This is a genomic window from Vibrio hepatarius (assembly GCF_001274785.1).
In the GTDB taxonomy this organism is placed as follows: domain Bacteria; phylum Pseudomonadota; class Gammaproteobacteria; order Enterobacterales; family Vibrionaceae; genus Vibrio; species Vibrio hepatarius.
This window is the reverse complement of record NZ_LHPI01000009.1, coordinates 132204-148218: the sequence shown is the minus strand read 5'-3', so window position 1 is coordinate 148218 and position 16015 is coordinate 132204. Positions and strand designations below refer to the sequence as shown.

At 44.5% G+C, this 16015-nt stretch carries 13 protein-coding genes; 11 read left to right on the top strand and 2 right to left on the bottom strand.

All coding sequences use genetic code 11. The features are described from left to right. Window positions 1-32: 32 nt before the first annotated feature. Entirely contained in the window at window positions 33-281 is a 249-nt protein-coding gene (locus AKJ31_RS11445) for an Lpp/OprI family alanine-zipper lipoprotein (RefSeq protein WP_053409231.1), read from the bottom strand. Window positions 282-625: 344 nt separating this feature from the next. Between AKJ31_RS11445 and AKJ31_RS11440 the strand changes: the two genes are divergently transcribed. Then, entirely contained in the window at window positions 626-1969 is a 1344-nt protein-coding gene (locus tag AKJ31_RS11440) for a DEAD/DEAH box helicase (protein WP_053409230.1), read from the top strand. 54 nt (window positions 1970-2023) lie between these two features. On the opposite strand, the gene AKJ31_RS11435 is transcribed toward AKJ31_RS11440, so the two are convergent. Beyond that, a complete protein-coding gene (locus tag AKJ31_RS11435; protein ID WP_053409229.1) occupies window positions 2024-3667 on the bottom strand; it encodes a methyl-accepting chemotaxis protein in 1644 nt (547 codons plus the stop codon). A gap of 375 nt (window positions 3668-4042) precedes the next feature. Between AKJ31_RS11435 and AKJ31_RS11430 the strand changes: the two genes are divergently transcribed. The 10 genes from AKJ31_RS11430 (at window position 4043) to wecC (ending at window position 15962) form a co-directional block, all read left to right on the top strand. Beyond that, window positions 4043-4864: a phosphate ABC transporter substrate-binding protein gene (locus AKJ31_RS11430; RefSeq protein WP_053409228.1), complete on the top strand. Its 822-nt coding sequence runs from the start codon at window positions 4043-4045 to the stop codon at window positions 4862-4864. 95 nt (window positions 4865-4959) lie between these two features. Next, window positions 4960-5892 (top strand): phosphate ABC transporter permease subunit PstC, encoded by a 933-nt coding sequence (pstC, locus tag AKJ31_RS11425; RefSeq protein WP_053409227.1) that lies wholly within the window; start codon window positions 4960-4962, stop codon window positions 5890-5892. Between the two features lie 20 nt (window positions 5893-5912). Continuing rightward, complete coding sequence (pstA, locus tag AKJ31_RS23000; RefSeq protein ID WP_053409226.1) at window positions 5913-6776, top strand: phosphate ABC transporter permease PstA; 864 nt, start codon at window positions 5913-5915, stop codon at window positions 6774-6776. Window positions 6777-6824: 48 nt separating this feature from the next. Continuing rightward, window positions 6825-7574 (top strand): phosphate ABC transporter ATP-binding protein PstB, encoded by a 750-nt coding sequence (gene pstB / locus AKJ31_RS22995; RefSeq protein WP_053409225.1) that lies wholly within the window; start codon window positions 6825-6827, stop codon window positions 7572-7574. A 469-nt stretch (window positions 7575-8043) separates the two neighbouring features. Then, the gene (locus AKJ31_RS11410; RefSeq protein ID WP_053409224.1) at window positions 8044-9441 is read left to right on the top strand and encodes an undecaprenyl-phosphate glucose phosphotransferase; all 1398 of its coding nucleotides are present in this window, start codon (window positions 8044-8046) and stop codon (window positions 9439-9441) included. A gap of 10 nt (window positions 9442-9451) precedes the next feature. Beyond that, the gene (locus AKJ31_RS11405) at window positions 9452-10681 is read left to right on the top strand and encodes an outer membrane beta-barrel protein (RefSeq protein ID WP_053409223.1); all 1230 of its coding nucleotides are present in this window, start codon (window positions 9452-9454) and stop codon (window positions 10679-10681) included. Window positions 10682-10706: 25 nt separating this feature from the next. Then, window positions 10707-11237, top strand: coding sequence for a polysaccharide biosynthesis/export family protein (locus AKJ31_RS11400; protein ID WP_053409222.1), 531 nt, complete (start codon window positions 10707-10709; stop codon window positions 11235-11237). 38 nt (window positions 11238-11275) lie between these two features. Beyond that, window positions 11276-13489 carry a GumC family protein gene (locus AKJ31_RS11395; protein WP_053409221.1) on the top strand — a complete coding sequence of 738 codons (2214 nt, stop codon included), beginning with the start codon at window positions 11276-11278 and terminating at the stop codon, window positions 13487-13489. Window positions 13490-13498: 9 nt separating this feature from the next. After that, window positions 13499-14629, top strand: a complete 1131-nt coding sequence (gene wecB, locus AKJ31_RS11390) for a non-hydrolyzing UDP-N-acetylglucosamine 2-epimerase (protein ID WP_053409220.1) — start codon at window positions 13499-13501, stop codon at window positions 14627-14629. 82 nt (window positions 14630-14711) lie between these two features. Next, window positions 14712-15962: a UDP-N-acetyl-D-mannosamine dehydrogenase gene (gene wecC, locus AKJ31_RS11385; protein WP_053409219.1), complete on the top strand. Its 1251-nt coding sequence runs from the start codon at window positions 14712-14714 to the stop codon at window positions 15960-15962. The last annotated feature ends 53 nt before the right edge of the window (window positions 15963-16015 follow it).

Sequence of the window (16015 nt, the reverse complement as noted above, 5' to 3'; positions counted from 1 at the left end):
AATGCAGACCCTTTTTTAATAATAATGACTAATTACTTAGTGTAAGACTGAGCAATGTTGTCGATACGCTCGTTAGCGCGTGCTGCTTCTTCTTGAGCTGCCATTGCCGCATCGCCAGATTTACGAACGTCAGATTGAAGTGCCTGAACGTCTTGGCTTAGTTGGCTAACTTGGTTGCTTAGCTCGTCCATTTTTGCTGTTGTTTCTTCGTCTGGACCAGAAGCACAGCCAGCTAGTAGAAGAACCGAAGACGCTGCAGCTGCGATCAACATTTTGTTCATAATTGAACTCCTTGCGTTTTTAGTATCAATGTGGAACGTCCTATACCTTATAATCGTATAGTAACGCATATTAGTGTAGTGGTAATTCTAAGCTTCCAAAAGCAGAATAAAGTTAAAAAAACCCAAGTTTTTAAGCAATTATCAAATAAATTGACTTATGTCTCATTGGTGAGAGCAAAAATTGCACAGCTTGTTGAGTGAATTTTGTGCTTTTTTAGCCCGTCAAGAGTTTATTTTCTGTGATCACTATCCACTTTGTACAAATGTCGGTATCATAGCCTGTTTTCAAATTTATCACGTTCTGAACGGCTGCAATGTGCCGGTAGAACAGACCTGCTGCACAGATGGAGAATACTTTGCACTTCAAAGATTTAGGTTTAGACAATCGCTTACTTAAGACCCTAAAGCACTTCGATTTTAAGCAAGCTACAGAGATCCAACAGAAAGCCATTCCAGTGGCTATTGCTGGTAAGGATCTTTTGGCTTCGTCAAAAACAGGTTCGGGTAAAACGCTGGCTTTTGTTCTTCCTATGTTACATAAGTCGCTAAAGAACAAAGCATTCTCTGCGAAAGACCCACGTGGTTTAATTTTGGCTCCCACGCGTGAGTTGGCCAAGCAGGTTTATACTGAGTTGCGTTCAATGCTGTCTGGATTGTCATACGAAGCGACACTGATCGTAGGTGGTGAAAACTTTAACGACCAAGTGAAAGCGCTGCGTCGTTACCCGAAATTCATCGTTGCGACGCCAGGACGCCTAGCTGACCATCTTGAGCACCGCTCTCTATATTTAGACGGCTTGGAAACACTCGTACTGGATGAAGCAGACCGCATGCTGGATCTGGGTTTTGCACCAGAGCTTCGTCGTATTCACAATGCTGCTAAGCACCGTCGTCGTCAGACATTAATGTTTTCTGCGACACTTGACCATGCAGAAGTCAATGAAATTGCTTTTGAGATGCAAGACGCGCCAAAACGTATCGCGGTTGGTGTTTCGAATGAAGAGCACAAAGACATCACGCAGAAATTCTATTTGTGTGACCACCTAGACCATAAAGAAGCGATTCTTGAACGTGTGCTAGAAGAAGCTCAGTACAAACAACTGATCATTTTCACGGCAACGCGTGCAGACACTGACCGTTTGACCGAAAAGCTCAACGAGCAGAAACTCAAAGCGATCGCCTTAAGCGGTAACCTCAACCAGACTCAGCGTAATACTATCATGAGCCAGTTTGAGCGTGGTGTGTTTAAGATTCTGGTTACTACTGATGTTGCTTCACGTGGCTTGGACATTGCTAACGTGACTCACGTGATCAACTTTGATATGCCGAAGCACACTGAAGAATACGTTCACCGTGTTGGTCGTACTGGCCGTGCCGGTAACAAAGGTGATGCGATCTCGCTAGTTGGACCAAAAGACTGGGACAGTTTTAAGCGCGTTGAAGCTTACCTTCAACAAGATCTTCAATTCTCAGAGTTAGAAGGGCTAAAAGGTAAGTTCAAAGGGCTTAAGCCGCGCAAGCCAGATTTCCGTGGTAAGGTGAAGTCGAGCAAGAAAGCCAAGCCTCAAGCGAAGAAAGTGGCTAAGAAGCCAGCGCAGCGCGATAAAGCCTTCTACCAAAATGTGGCGGTGGGCGATTCGGTGTTTATACCGAAAAAGAAAGTCGCGCCTAAAGCCGACGACGAATAATAAAAAAAGGGGTTACGATGAGTAACCCCTTTTTTTTGTTCTGTGCTCAATGAACTAGATCTTGAAGAAACCGAGCTGCTGTTTCTGATGCTCCGCAAGGTTTGATAACTCTTGGCTTGCTGCTGCGGCTTGGGTAATACCCGTGACGTTTTGGCTCACTAATTCGTAGATGTTGCCCAAGTTCTTGTTCACGTCTGAAGTGACTTGTCCTTGTTGCTCAGAAGCGACCGCGACTTGCGCGTTGAGTGTGGTTAAGTGTGAGATGGACTGGCTAATGTTGTTTAACGCTTCATTGATGCGGTTGGCCTGCTCCTGATTACTCGCCAGCATATCCAAACTGGAGTGCATGCTCTCGTTGGCAACACTCGACTGGCTTTGCAGTTCTTCGATAATGGTTTGAATCTCTTTGGTTGATTCCTGAGTCCGTGCAGCCAGCATTCTTACTTCATCGGCTACAACAGCAAAACCGCGGCCACTTTCCCCAGCACGTGCGGCTTCAATCGCAGCATTCAATGCCAGTAAGTTGGTTTGTTCCGAGATGCTCTCGATAACCTCAATCACTCGGCCAATCTGTTGCGATTGCTCTTTAAGTGAATTCACCACATTGGCCGCTTCGGTAAGTTGCTCAGTCATCTCTTTGCTCGCATGCGTATTGCGCTCAAAAATGGTTAGGCTTTCTTGGGCGAGTTTGCTGGCATTGTTCGATGACGCATCGGCTTGATTGGCATTTTGAGTCACGTCTGATGCGGTGCTCTCCATTTGATTGATTGCCGATGCCACTTGTTCGACTTCATTTTTCTCTCGGTCTGAGTTTACACTCGATTGCGTCATCACCGCTGCAAGTTCTGTTGACGCGGATGCCACATCGACGCTAATGCGAACTAGGGAATCAACCGTGGTACGTAGTTGCTTGACGGTGATATTGAAGTCTTTCGCCAGTGCAGTGATCTCATTGTTGCCTTGCTCTGCGACCTTGACGGTGAGATGCCCTTGAGCCAATTGCTGCATTGCTTGTTGCAACGCTTTAATCGGCGTCACAATGATGCCCGCCAGCATCCAGCTAATCAGAAGCGCTGATGCTAAGACCACCAACAGGCCGATAAAGGTGTGTAGCATCACGTCAGAGTGACTGGTTTGGTTATCGGCGACTTCTTGAACGGCCAATTGATTGAGTTGCTTCGATAACGCATCGATGGCGACGACCATCGCATTACCTTTTTTTCGATATTCTGCGGCCGCTTTATCGTACTGAGCGTCAAAGTTGTGGTCTAACGTTTCTCCCGAATGTTGATGAGTCAGCAGAGGAATCATGGTGTCTATTGAGTAATCCACGTACGCATTGATCGCTGTTCTTAACGCTTCTACCTCGATTTCTAACCCGGCAACGTTGTTGAGTGAGTCGAGTAAGATCAGACTGTTATTTTTGTTTTCATTGAGCGTTTTGGCGAGCGTTTCTACGTCTTCAGAGCGAAATAAGCTGTAGATGGCTTTGATTCGCATTCCGTATGTGTTGTCGATAATTGTAGTCAGTTCATCCTTGTGAGCAATGAGTCCTTCTGTCGATACTGTCACTTGGGTGAAGACGTTTTTAAGGTTGGAAGCACTGTAACTAATACCGGCTAATAAGAGCAGTAATGTAAATAAAACAGGCACAATGACCTGAATCTTGATAGACAAGCCACTAAGTAGTTGGCGCATTGAATGTCCTCTTCATAAAAAAGAAATGAAAATAAAGTAATATTTTTATTATTAGAGGGAATGATTCTAATTTGCCTTAGGTAGATTTCAATCTTCTAAACGCGAGTGGATCGCAAAATCATGAGGATTTTGTGTAAGTAAATTTATTTACTTATCAATTGTTTATGTGATTTGTTGCAATGCACTTGTTACCGTCTTCTGTTCTATTGTCGCCGTGGCTCTGGCGTTCTTATCCCTGTATTGATGAAAAAGTGTTTATTGCAACCTGTCATGTAGGCTTCAACTAAGTGAAACACAACTGTCATATTCGAGTTCTAAAGTGAGCACCGTTCAAGTGAAACACAAACGGCAATGTAGCCAATTAAGGATATTGTGATGAAAAAGACAGTTATCGGTGCAATCGCACTTCTAGGCGCAATGGCAGTGACTCCTGTTTCTGCTAAAGAAACTATCTCTGCAGTGGGCTCTAGCAGCGTAACTCCACTGATGGAAGTTTTCTCTGAAACATACATGAAGAAGAACTCGAACGTATTTATTGAAGTTCAAGGCCCAGGTTCTTCTGCTGGTGTAAAAGCAGCTAAGAACGGTTCAGCGGACTTAGGTATGTCTTCTCGTAACCTAAAAGACTCTGAAAAAGAACCATCTCTAATTGAAGAAGTGGTTGCTCGCGACGGTATCGCAGTTGTAGTAAACCCTAAGAATGGCCTTAAAGGTCTGACTGCAGAGCAAGTGTCTGCAATCTACAAAGGCGAAGTGACTAACTGGAAAGATGTTGGTGGTGAAGACAAACCAATCGTAGCGATTACTCGTGATACCGCATCTGGTACTCGTGGTGCTTTCGAAGACATCATGTCTCTAAAAATGAAAATCTCTGGTAAGAAAGTATCGGCGATTTCTCAACGTGCTCAAGTAGCGAACGGTAACGGTGCACTTAAAACTATGGTTGCATCTAACCCTTACGCAATCGGCTACATCTCTCTAGGTACAGTCGATAACACTGTTCACGCACTAGCAATCGACGGCGTTGACGCAAACGTAGACAACGTGAAAAACGGTTCTTACAAAGTGGCTCGTCCTTTCCTAGTTCTATACAAGAAAGGTCAACCATCAGCTGAAACTCAGAAATTCCTAGATTGGATGCTAACTGATGAAGCGCAGTCAATTGTTGACCAAAAAGGCTACATCTCAGTTAACTAATCAGATTCTCATTATAAATTGCTCAGCCTACTTTTGGGCTGAGCGCTTTCTCACTCAATAACGGGCGACCAGCGCGTTAGAACGGTAAGAACTTTATGACCATCGCAACAAATAGTGAAAAGCTTATGAACAATGAAGCGACTCAAACGGTAAAGCCACGTCTTCGTGCTAAGAAGCAAGTTGACTGGAAAGAGCGCATTTTCCATGGCTTGTTTCTCACCAGTGCTGTCATCGGCATTGTGTCCCTATCCATTATTGCTTACTTCATCATTCGAGAGTCTATCCCAGCGTTCCAAGAAGCAGGTTTATCAGGCATCGTATTAGGCCAAAACTGGTTACCACCTGCGTTGTACGGTGTTGCGACCATGATCGTCGCATCCGTTGTTTCGACGTTTGGTGCAGTTATTGTCGGTGTACCTGTTGGGGTCTTGACGGCAATCTTCATCGCAGAAGTCGCGCCAAAACGTGTTGCAGACGTAATTCGCCCAGCGGTTGAACTATTGGCAGGTATCCCATCGGTTGTCTATGGTTTCTTTGGCTTGGTAATTATTGTTCCCCTGATTCAAAACGTTTTTGATGTACCTGCGGGTAACACCATTTTGGCAGGTATCATTGTATTGGGTGTGATGATTCTACCGACGGTAATTACGGTATCAGAAACGTCAATTCGAGCAGTGCCTCGCGCTTACAAAGAAGGTTCTTTGGCGCTTGGAGCGTCAAAAATCTACACGATTTTCAAATTGCTCGTTCCTGCTGCACGTTCAGGCATTATGACCGGCGTTATTTTAGGTATTGGTCGTGCTCTTGGCGAAACCATGGCGATCATCATGGTAATGGGTAACGCGCCAGCAATGCCACAAGGTATTCTTGATTCAGCAAGGACTCTGACTGCGAACATCGCAATTGAAATGTCCTATGCAAGTGGTGTTCACGCTAATGCTCTGTACGCTACAGGGGTCGTGTTACTGGTGTTTATTATGATGCTCAACGCAGCACTACTCTACCTTAACCGCGAAAAAGCGAAGTAAGTGACTGACAGGTGATGAAAATGGATCGCGTAAAACTAAAACAAGCTCGTGAGTTTAAAGACAAGATCTTTAACGGTTTAATCTGGGCAGCAGCGGCACTGACAGTCGGCTTCCTGTTCTGGATTATCTGGTACATTCTTTCAAACGGCCTACAGCACGTAGACTGGGCCTTCATTTCTGATGACTACACTCGTACGGGCGATGAGCACGGCATCTTCCCGATGATCGTTTCGACGATATACATGGTTATCGCATCTATTGCGGTGGCAGCGCCTTTGGGCATCATGACAGCAATTTATCTAACGGAATACGCCAAAGTAGGTAGTCGCTTAGTTAAAGTTATTCGTTTTTGTACTGAATCATTGGCGGGGATTCCGTCGATTATCTTCGGTCTATTCGGTATGACTTTCTTTGTTGCGATTCTCGGTTTGGGTTTCTCGATTCTGTCGGGCGCCCTCACGCTAAGTATTCTTATTCTTCCTGTTATTATCCGTACAACAGAAGAAGCGTTAATGGCGGTGCCTCAAACATACCGTGAAGGTTCATACGGTTTGGGCGCATCAAAAATCTACACTATCTGGCGCTTGATTTTGCCAAGTGCAATGCCAGGTATCTTAACTTCGGTCATTCTTAGTATTGGTCGTGTAATCGGTGAGTCAGCACCTGTCTTCCTAACAGCAGGTATGGTGGCACGTATTCCGGATTCTTTATTAGATTCGGGGCGAACACTAACGGTTCACCTTTATAAGCTAACTACCGAGCTGTTCACTGTTGAAGAGTGGAACCAAGCTTACGGTACAGCGACGGTGTTGATTGTGGTTGTTCTGCTGATCAACATGGTGACGAAACTTATCGCAAGTCGTTTTAATACCGCTACTTACTAGTTGCTATTACACAAGATTTACACGAATTTAAGATTAAGAGATTTAAGCATGAACAAATTTGATATTAAGAACCTAGACTTGTTCTACGGCGAAAACCAAGCACTAAAAGCAATCAATTTGCCAATTCCAACCCGTCAGGTTACTGCACTGATTGGTCCATCTGGTTGTGGTAAATCAACGCTTCTGCGTTGCCTTAACCGTATGAACGACTTGATTGAAGGTGTCAAAATCACTGGCCAGCTTAATATGGATGGTGAAAACATCTATGGTAACGTTGATGTTGCAGACCTGCGTATCAGAGTTGGTATGGTTTTCCAAAAGCCAAACCCATTCCCAATGAGTATCTATGAGAACGTCGCATACGGCCTTCGTGCGCAAGGCATCAAAGATAAGAAACACATCGACGAAGTCGTAGAACGCTCTCTCCGTGGTGCGGCGCTGTGGGATGAAGTAAAAGACCGTTTGAAATCACACGCATTTGGTTTATCGGGTGGTCAGCAACAACGTCTGTGTATCGCACGTACCATTGCTATGGAGCCGGATGTGATCCTGATGGATGAACCAACATCGGCACTTGACCCAATCGCGACGCACAAGATTGAAGAATTGATGGAAGAGCTTAAGAAAGACTACACCATCGTGATTGTCACGCACTCTATGCAACAGGCGCGTCGTATTTCTGACCGCACTGCATTTTTCTTGATGGGAGAGCTGGTTGAGCATGACGATACTCAGGCTATCTTTAATGAACCTAAAGACGATCGCACCAAAGGTTATGTGAACGGAGACTTTGGTTAAGCGAATATTTATATACAAAATTATCACTATAATAATAAGCGATGGTACTTGCCCCTCTTTTTAAGAGGGGCTTTTTTTTGGTCCAAATATAGCGACTCGCAAATGTAATTTTCTAAATGTCACGTGAAAAACATCGCCAATAAGTATTAGGTGTATTCATTGTGATAATTAGTAAAAACTAATTTAAAGCTAATGCTCTAACTATTTTTTACTAAAAAATGATTATTTTGTTTCTTATTCGACATTTAAATTAGATTGAGATCACTATTGTCTCACATGTGAAAATTATTACATCTCACATCCTAGATAATAGGAAATAAGGGGTGTTATGCAGTTTGTTTTTAACGAAAAAAAATCCAGACTATTGAGCTTGGAAATGAATGAACTTGAATATTTATAAATTGTGTTGCTAGCGCATTGGGAGCTTTACCCAAGGGCGGTAGCGTATCAAATTAAGGACTAAACAGTTATGAGAGCGATTGGAGCAATAAAAAGCCATGGAGAGGAAAATGTTCTCGCTTACCGACTCATGGATACCACCCTTATTTCTCTTGGTTTCTTGTTAGTGTCTCTTTTATACGTGGGTAGTATTAACGTTCATTATATAACCGCTCTGTGCGTTACGGTATTAGTCTTTGGCATAATTTCCGAGTTGTTGGGCGTTTATAACTCGAACTACTATTACTCCGCTAAACAGACCTTCGCTCCGATTCTCCTATCTTGGTTATCCAGTATCGCACTTCTGCTTACTTTTGCATTTGCGCTGAAGATTACCGATAACTTCTCTCGTGTTGCTCTCAGCATTTGGTTTGTTTATGCGCCAGTTGCACTGACGTCTTACCGATTTGCATTTAGTAAGTTGTCGAAAGCACGTCACGCTGATTCATACGAGCAGAAGAGTATCATCATTGGCGCGACACCTTCGGGTTTATCACTGGCGAGAGAAATTGAGGGAAATAAACACCTTGGGTTGCAGCTAGTCGGCATTTTTGATGATCGCTCTCTTGATCGTCTGCCAGAGCAAAGTCAAGCGTCAATTCGTGGTTCAATCAACGATGCATTAAAATTGGCAAAGGAGCGCGATTTTCGCCATGTTTATGTAGCGCTGCCAATGCAAGCGTCCCACCGTATTAAAGAGATTATTAATTACTTCTCAGATAGCACGGCTCGCGTTTATATCGTGCCGGATTTTTTCACTTTTGATCTTATCCAATCTCGCTGGCGTAACGTTGGTCAAGTGCCAACATTGAGTATTTATGACACGCCGTTTTACGGCGTGACCACTTTCGTTAAGCGCCTGGAAGATATTGTCGTTTCTTCAATCATTCTCGCCCTAATTAGCCCAGTGTTGTTAGCGGTTGCTATCGGGGTAAAAACTTCCTCGCCTGGCCCCGTGATATTTAAACAATATCGTTACGGAATTGATGGGAAAAAAATCAAGGTATGGAAGTTCCGCTCAATGAAAGTCATGGATAACGGTGGCGTTGTGAAACAAGCGACTAAAGATGATCCAAGAGTAACTAAGTTCGGTAGCTTTATTCGCCGAACTTCACTCGATGAACTTCCGCAATTCATTAATGTTTTACAAGGTCGCATGTCTATTGTTGGTCCTCGTCCTCATGCGGTTGCGCATAACGAAGAATATAGGCAAATCGTCGACAAATATATGCTCAGACACAAAGTAAAGCCTGGCATAACAGGCTGGGCTCAAATCAATGGTTATCGAGGTGAAACAGATACGTTGGATAAGATGGAAAAGCGCGTCGAATATGACTTGAACTATATTCGCAACTGGTCGTTATGGCTGGATATAAAAATAATTTTTCTCACCGTATTTAAAGGCTTTGTAGGTAAAAATACATACTAAAGGATTAGTGATGAACACTCCGAAATTATCAATTTTAGCGTTGCTGTTGGCTGTTAATTATCAATCTGTACAAGCGGCTGAGAGTCAGGGTTACACCACTGAATCTGGCTTAAAAATCACACCACTTCTTGAATCACGTTTCGAACACAACGACAACGTTGGTCGTTATTCAGATTCGGAAGACCCAGAGTCTTCGACAGTATTTGTTGTGGAGCCTGGTGTGAGTATCGAATCTGACCGTGGTGGCAACCAGTACCGCGTTAGTTATCAATTAGCGTCAGGTACGTATTTCGATAGTAGCGATGACAACTATCTAGACCACAAATTTTCTACTAATAACTTTATTCGCTTCAACGCCCGCAATGGTATTGCTCTTAACTACAGCTACCAGTACTTGCACGAAGAACGCGGTACAGGTCTGCTTGCAGGTGACCTGTATTCTCTTGCTGCAGATGAGCCTGTGGAATACGCCGTCCACAATGTAAACGGAACTTACGTATATGGTTCGCAAGAGGCAACGGGACGCCTAGAGCTGACATTAGGTTATGAAGACCGCGAGTACAAAAACTACCGAAATGTCGTTCTACCTGATATCGGTCGTGTGAGTACAGCGTACAAAGATCACAACGAGCTAAATGGTGCGATCGCTTTTTACTATCGAGTGATGCCAGCGACCAGCTTGTTGTTTGAAGTGGATGCAGTCGATCGAACATACGACCTTGATGATGCAGCAGGATTGTCCCAAGACAACTTAGACATGTACTACTTAGTGGGTGCCACTTGGGACGTATCGGGTAAGACAACCGGTAAACTGAGACTCGGTCTACAAGATAAAACCTATGATGAATCAAGCCGAGAAGACTTCCAAGGTTTTAGCTGGGATTTAGAGTTTGTCTGGAAACCACTACAGCACTCTACAGTTGCTCTATCTGGCTCACAACGTGCTCGTGACCCTGAACAAGGCACGACATATGTCGATGAAACCAGTGTATCGGCGGGTTGGAAACATTACTGGGTAAACAACTTTTACAGCCGAATCACAGGTCAAGTTCGAGAAGATGATTACGCAAATTCTGAACGAGAAGATGACCTAATGACCGCAGGTGTGACGTTTGGCTACGAAATTCTAGACTTCGCTGATATCGGTTTAGGTTGGAAATTCGAAACCAACGATTCAACTACTTCTGGTAACAGCTACGACCAAAATATTTGGTACCTGTCTGCAGACCTACTTTTCTAACTTTTCTAATTCGGAACTCTAGACTATGAAAAGCGTTTTGCTTACTTCGCTTTTGACCTGCTTGGTTAGCTTTAGCTATACAACGTTCGCGTTTGAAGACACATATAAACTAGGGGCAGGCGACAAGATCCAGATTTCAGTTTATGGAGAGGAGAACCTCTCCATTGAAGAGCTCTACATCAATAATAGCGGTAAGTTTGACTACCCATATTTGGGGCAACTTACTGTTCTAAATAAAACACCAGAGCAGCTTAAAAGTGAAATCACCAAGGGTCTGAAAGGGGACTACTTAATTTCCCCTAAAGTACGAGTTTCTGTTATTGGCTTTAGAAGCATCTACGTCAACGGTGAGGTGAAGAAACCAGGAGGTTATGAGTACCAGCCTGGCCTTACCGTAGACAAAGCCATCGCATTGGCTGGTGGTTTTACGGACCGTGCTGCGAGAAACAAAGTCTATATCACTCAATCAGGCTCAGACGATCAGAAAAATCGAGTGAAACTGACTTCACGAGTGAAACCCGGCGACATCATCGAAATCGATCAAAGCTTTTTCTAACCCACCTTCAAAATCATCGCTAACACGGATTATCTAGCATGTTAACTCAATCCAATGCGGATTTACCTAACCAAGATCGAACCATCGATCTTGGTTATTACTATCATTTAGTCAAGTCACGTTGGTTATCGATAGCTGCATTCACCACTTTGTGTACTGCTATCGCTGTACTGTTCGCCTTGTCAATTACTCCTACATATACCGCAACCGCAACGTTGCTTATTGAAGCGTCTCAGAAAAAGGCAATTTCTATCGAAGAGGTTGTCGGGATCGATACCAGAGCTAAAGAGTACTACCAGACTCAGTTTGAAATTCTGAAATCTAACCATGTTGCGCAGCGCGTTATCGATAAACTCAACCTCACCCAAGTTGCAGAGTTCAATCCGGCGATGTCTATTGAAGAACCATCAGCCGTTGAGGAGCTTAAGCAATCCGTGAAGCAATGGCCGTTAATCAGAACTCTTTTCCCTGAAGAAGACGTTGCTGAAGTCGATTTGAAAGCAGAGCAAGAGGCACTAAATCGCAGTGTTCTAAAAACATTTAAGTCAAAGCTCACGATTTCACCTATCCGAAAAACTCAGCTTGTAAATATCAGTTTTGAATCAGAAGATCCTGCATTGGCTGCCAAAATTGCCAATGAAGTCGGCCAGTCCTTTATCGAAAACAATCTCGAGTCAAAATTACTTGCAACTGAACAAGCGACCAGTTGGATTAACCAGCGACTTGCAGAGTTGAAGAGCAAGTTGGATAGCTCAGAACAAGCATTGCTGCAGTTTCTGGAAGCGCAAAAGCTGATTGATGATAGCGGTATTGTGGCGTTAACCAGTTCAGAACTGTCAAATCTTACTGACCGCATTGCTCAAGCAACCGAGAAGCGAATTGAAACTCAAGCGCTGTTCAATGCATTAAAGAACAATAAATCGACAGATGTTGCGACGCTATCTTCTATCTCGCTGATTTCTCATCACCCTCAAATTCGCGATATTCGATTGGCAGAATCGCAAGCCGAAAAAGTGGTGAGTGAGCTGTCAAAACGATACGGACCAAAGCATGACAAGATGATTCAGGCCCGTGCTCAACTGGAGTCGATTCAACGTCGTGCTGACTCAATTGTTAAAAAGTTAGTTAATGGTATTGAGAAAGAACTATCTAGCGCAGTCAACCAAGAGCAACTGCTAAAAGCAGAATTGCTTGAGAAGAAGGAAGAGTTTCAGTCGTTAAGTGTGGTGAAAAGAGAATACGATGCACTGAAACGCGAAGTTGACACCAACGCCAAACTGTACGACTTGTTCCTAACCCGTCAGAAAGAAACTTCTGCAACCAGTGACTTTAGCGCTGCCAACGCCCGCTTTAGTGATTATGCGATGGTTCCTCAGAATCCAAGCAAGCCAAATAAAAAACTGATCGTCGCGATGGCATTTGTTGCCAGCATGGGGATGGCCGTGGTGATCTGCATTTGCCTTGATGCTTTCAACAATACCATAGAGTCAAGCCGTGACTTTGAGAACAAACTTGGGTTGTTACCGACGGGGACGATTCCAGCGGTGAAAGACAAGCGCTTTAAGAAAGCCCCGCTTGACTTCCGAGTTTTCGGTGAAGAGAAGTTTGCGGTATTCCAAGAATCATTAGACTCGATCCGTACCTCATTAATGCTCAGCCACGCACAACGAAAAGTGCTCGCGATTTCGTCTTCTGTACCAGGTGAAGGTAAAACAACCACATCGGTGAACTTAGCACTCTCTTTTGCCAAGTTAGAGAATGTTTTGCTTATCGATTGTGATTTGCGTAAACCTTCTATCGCCCAGCGTTTCTTGTTGCCAAATAGCCACCCGGGGCTAGTAAACCACCTTGTAATGGATATGCCCATCAAAGACTGTATCACGCGTATTGAAGGTACGAAGTTAGATGTACTGACCGCAGGTATGGTCGCGGCAAACCCGCAAGAGTTATTAAGCGGCGAAGCGTTTAAGAACCTAATCAAACGTCTATCTGAGCAGTACGACCGCATCATCATTGATACGCCACCAGTACTACCAGTTAAAGACTCATTCTTAGTCGGACAACTGACCCACGGTATCATTTTGGTGGTGAAAGCCAACAGCACGACTCGTTCTGTATATCGCCACACCATGACGTTATTTACCAAACACAAAGTGGTTGCTGATGGCGTGATACTGAATCAAGTACAAGTTCCCAAGAAAGGGAAGCATAGCTACACCGAGTACGCCGCATACTCGCATGCAACCAGTTAAGGAAAGAAAATGAACTCAATGATTAAAGTACTTTCGGTTTTTGGCACCCGTCCAGAAGCTATCAAAATGGCACCGTTAGTACGTGCGTTGGATAGTGCTGAGGGTATCGACTCAAAAGTCTGCGTGACCGCTCAGCACCGAGAAATGCTTGACCAAGTACTTGAACTATTTGAAATTCAGCCTGAGTTTGACCTCGATATCATGAAATCGGGTCAGTCTCTAAATGATGTTACCAGCCGAATTTTGCTGGGCCTGAAGCCTATTTTGGAGTCGTTTAAGCCAGATGTCGTTTTGGTTCATGGTGATACTGCGACAACATTATCGGCGAGTTTGGCTGCGTATTATCAACAAATTGCTGTTGGTCATGTGGAAGCGGGGTTAAGAACGCAAAACATCTACTCCCCTTGGCCTGAAGAGGGTAACCGTAAACTAACGGGCGCTTTGGCGACACTGCATTTCACGCCAACGCGCACTTCGGTAGAGAACCTAAAACAAGAAAACATAATTGACGGCGTACACATTACGGGTAACACCGTGGTTGATGCTTTGTTACTCGTCAAAGACAAACTGGAAAACGACTCGGAGCTGTCTCGACAGTTGGATGCGAAGTTCAGCCTAATCGACCCTCGTAAGAAAATGATTTTAGTAACAGGACACCGCAGAGAAAGCTTCGGTGGCGGCTTTGAAAACATCTGTCAGGCACTGAAAGAAATTGCGGTCAACAATCCTGATTGCCAAATTGTTTATCCAGTGCACTTAAACCCAAATGTTCAAGAGCCGGTCAATCGCTTGATCTCTGATGTCGACAACATCCACTTAATTGAGCCTCAAGAGTACCTATCGTTCATTTATCTAATGAATCGCTCGCATATTATTTTGACCGACTCTGGCGGTATTCAAGAAGAAGCGCCGTCGCTCGGTAAACCCGTATTGGTAATGCGTAACACAACAGAGCGCCCTGAAGCGGTATCGGCAGGGACGGTAAAACTGGTTGGTACGGATAAGGATGTCATTGTTCGCGAAGTAGAAACCTTGCTTCATGATCAAGACGCTTATTTAACGATGAGCCGCGCTCACAACCCATACGGTGACGGACAAGCTTGCGCACGTATCGTCGATATTATCAAAGAGCGATTCTAAGTCGGTTTACTTTGGTTGATAGACCAAATTCTTTCTCTTTCTCAAAATTTAATTATTTCAGTTTGATATTTAAGGTGACGTTATGTCTTTTAATACCGTATCGGTAATTGGCTTAGGGTACATTGGCCTACCGACAGCAGCAGTCGTTGCTTCGCGTGGCATGAAAGTAGTGGGTGTTGATGTCAGTCAGCATGCGGTTGATACCATCAACGCTGGTGATATTCATATCGTCGAACCGGACTTAGACATTGTTGTAAAAGGTGTGGTTGCCACAGGTAACTTACGTGCAACCACTACACCAGAAAAAGCCGATGCTTTTATGGTTGCAGTCCCAACCCCTTTCCTGCACAGCGAAAACGGTGAGCACCAAGCGGATCTGTCATACATTGAAGCCGCAGCAAAAGCGATTGCCCCTGTTTTGGAAAAGGGCAATTTGGTGATTCTTGAGTCAACGTCTCCAGTCGGTGCCACTGAGAAACTGGCCAACTGGCTAAAAGAGATGCGCTCGGATCTTTCTTTCCCACAAGACGCAGGTGATGGTGCAGACATCAAAGTTGCGCACTGTCCTGAAAGGGTTCTACCTGGCTACGTTCTACAGGAACTTGTGTCGAACGACCGTGTAATTGGTGGTCTGTCTGCTGCGTGTAGTGCTAGAGCCGTTGAGCTGTACCAAACGTTTGTGCGTGGTGAATGTATTGTTACCAACGCGCGTACCGCGGAAATGGCCAAGCTGACAGAGAACTCGTTCCGTGACGTGAACATTGCGTTTGCTAACGAGCTTTCGATCATCTGTGAGAAACTGAAGATCAATGTGTGGGAGCTGATCAAACTATCGAACCGCCACCCTCGCGTTAACATCCTAAACCCAGGTCCGGGCGTCGGCGGTCACTGCATTGCTGTTGACCCTTGGTTCATCGTTGATAGCGCGCCAGATGAAGCGAAGCTAATTCGTCAAGCGCGTCTGATCAACGACGCAAAACCTTACCATGTTATCGAACAAGTAGAGAAAGCGGCGAATGAGTTTAAGCGCCCGGTGATTGCTTGCCTTGGTTTAGCGTTTAAAGCTGACATCGATGACTTGCGTGAAAGCCCTGCACTACAGATTGTTGAGGAATTGGTTGAGCGTGAGGTTGGGGAGCTAATTGCTGTTGAGCCGAATATCAAATGTCTACCGAATAAGCTAGCTGACAAAAACATTACTTTGGAAACGTTCGAATCTGCGCTGGAGCGAGCGAATGTTATCGTCGTACTAGTTGATCACCGTCAGTTCAAAGCGGCAGATAAGTCGGAATTGGCGCGTAAAGTTGTTATTGATACTCGTGGTTTGATGTAAGTCTAACCAAGTCCAAACGAATCTGAGGGCCAAAGTGGCCCTCTGTTTTCCCT

Bases quoted from the DNA above. Each gene is read 5' to 3' on its own strand.
- AKJ31_RS11445 (WP_053409231.1), bottom strand. From the start codon at position 281: ATGAACAAAATGTTGATCGCAGCTGCAGCGTCTTCGGTTCTTCTACTA.
- AKJ31_RS11440 (WP_053409230.1), top strand. From the start codon at position 626: ATGGAGAATACTTTGCACTTCAAAGATTTAGGTTTAGACAATCGCTTA.
- AKJ31_RS11435 (WP_053409229.1), bottom strand. From the start codon at position 3,667: ATGCGCCAACTACTTAGTGGCTTGTCTATCAAGATTCAGGTCATTGTG.
- AKJ31_RS11430 (WP_053409228.1), top strand. From the start codon at position 4,043: ATGAAAAAGACAGTTATCGGTGCAATCGCACTTCTAGGCGCAATGGCA.
- pstC (WP_053409227.1), top strand. From the start codon at position 4,960: ATGACCATCGCAACAAATAGTGAAAAGCTTATGAACAATGAAGCGACT.
- pstA (WP_053409226.1), top strand. From the start codon at position 5,913: ATGGATCGCGTAAAACTAAAACAAGCTCGTGAGTTTAAAGACAAGATC.
- pstB (WP_053409225.1), top strand. From the start codon at position 6,825: ATGAACAAATTTGATATTAAGAACCTAGACTTGTTCTACGGCGAAAAC.
- AKJ31_RS11410 (WP_053409224.1), top strand. From the start codon at position 8,044: ATGAGAGCGATTGGAGCAATAAAAAGCCATGGAGAGGAAAATGTTCTC.
- AKJ31_RS11405 (WP_053409223.1), top strand. From the start codon at position 9,452: ATGAACACTCCGAAATTATCAATTTTAGCGTTGCTGTTGGCTGTTAAT.
- AKJ31_RS11400 (WP_053409222.1), top strand. From the start codon at position 10,707: ATGAAAAGCGTTTTGCTTACTTCGCTTTTGACCTGCTTGGTTAGCTTT.
- AKJ31_RS11395 (WP_053409221.1), top strand. From the start codon at position 11,276: ATGTTAACTCAATCCAATGCGGATTTACCTAACCAAGATCGAACCATC.
- wecB (WP_053409220.1), top strand. From the start codon at position 13,499: ATGAACTCAATGATTAAAGTACTTTCGGTTTTTGGCACCCGTCCAGAA.
- wecC (WP_053409219.1), top strand. From the start codon at position 14,712: ATGTCTTTTAATACCGTATCGGTAATTGGCTTAGGGTACATTGGCCTA.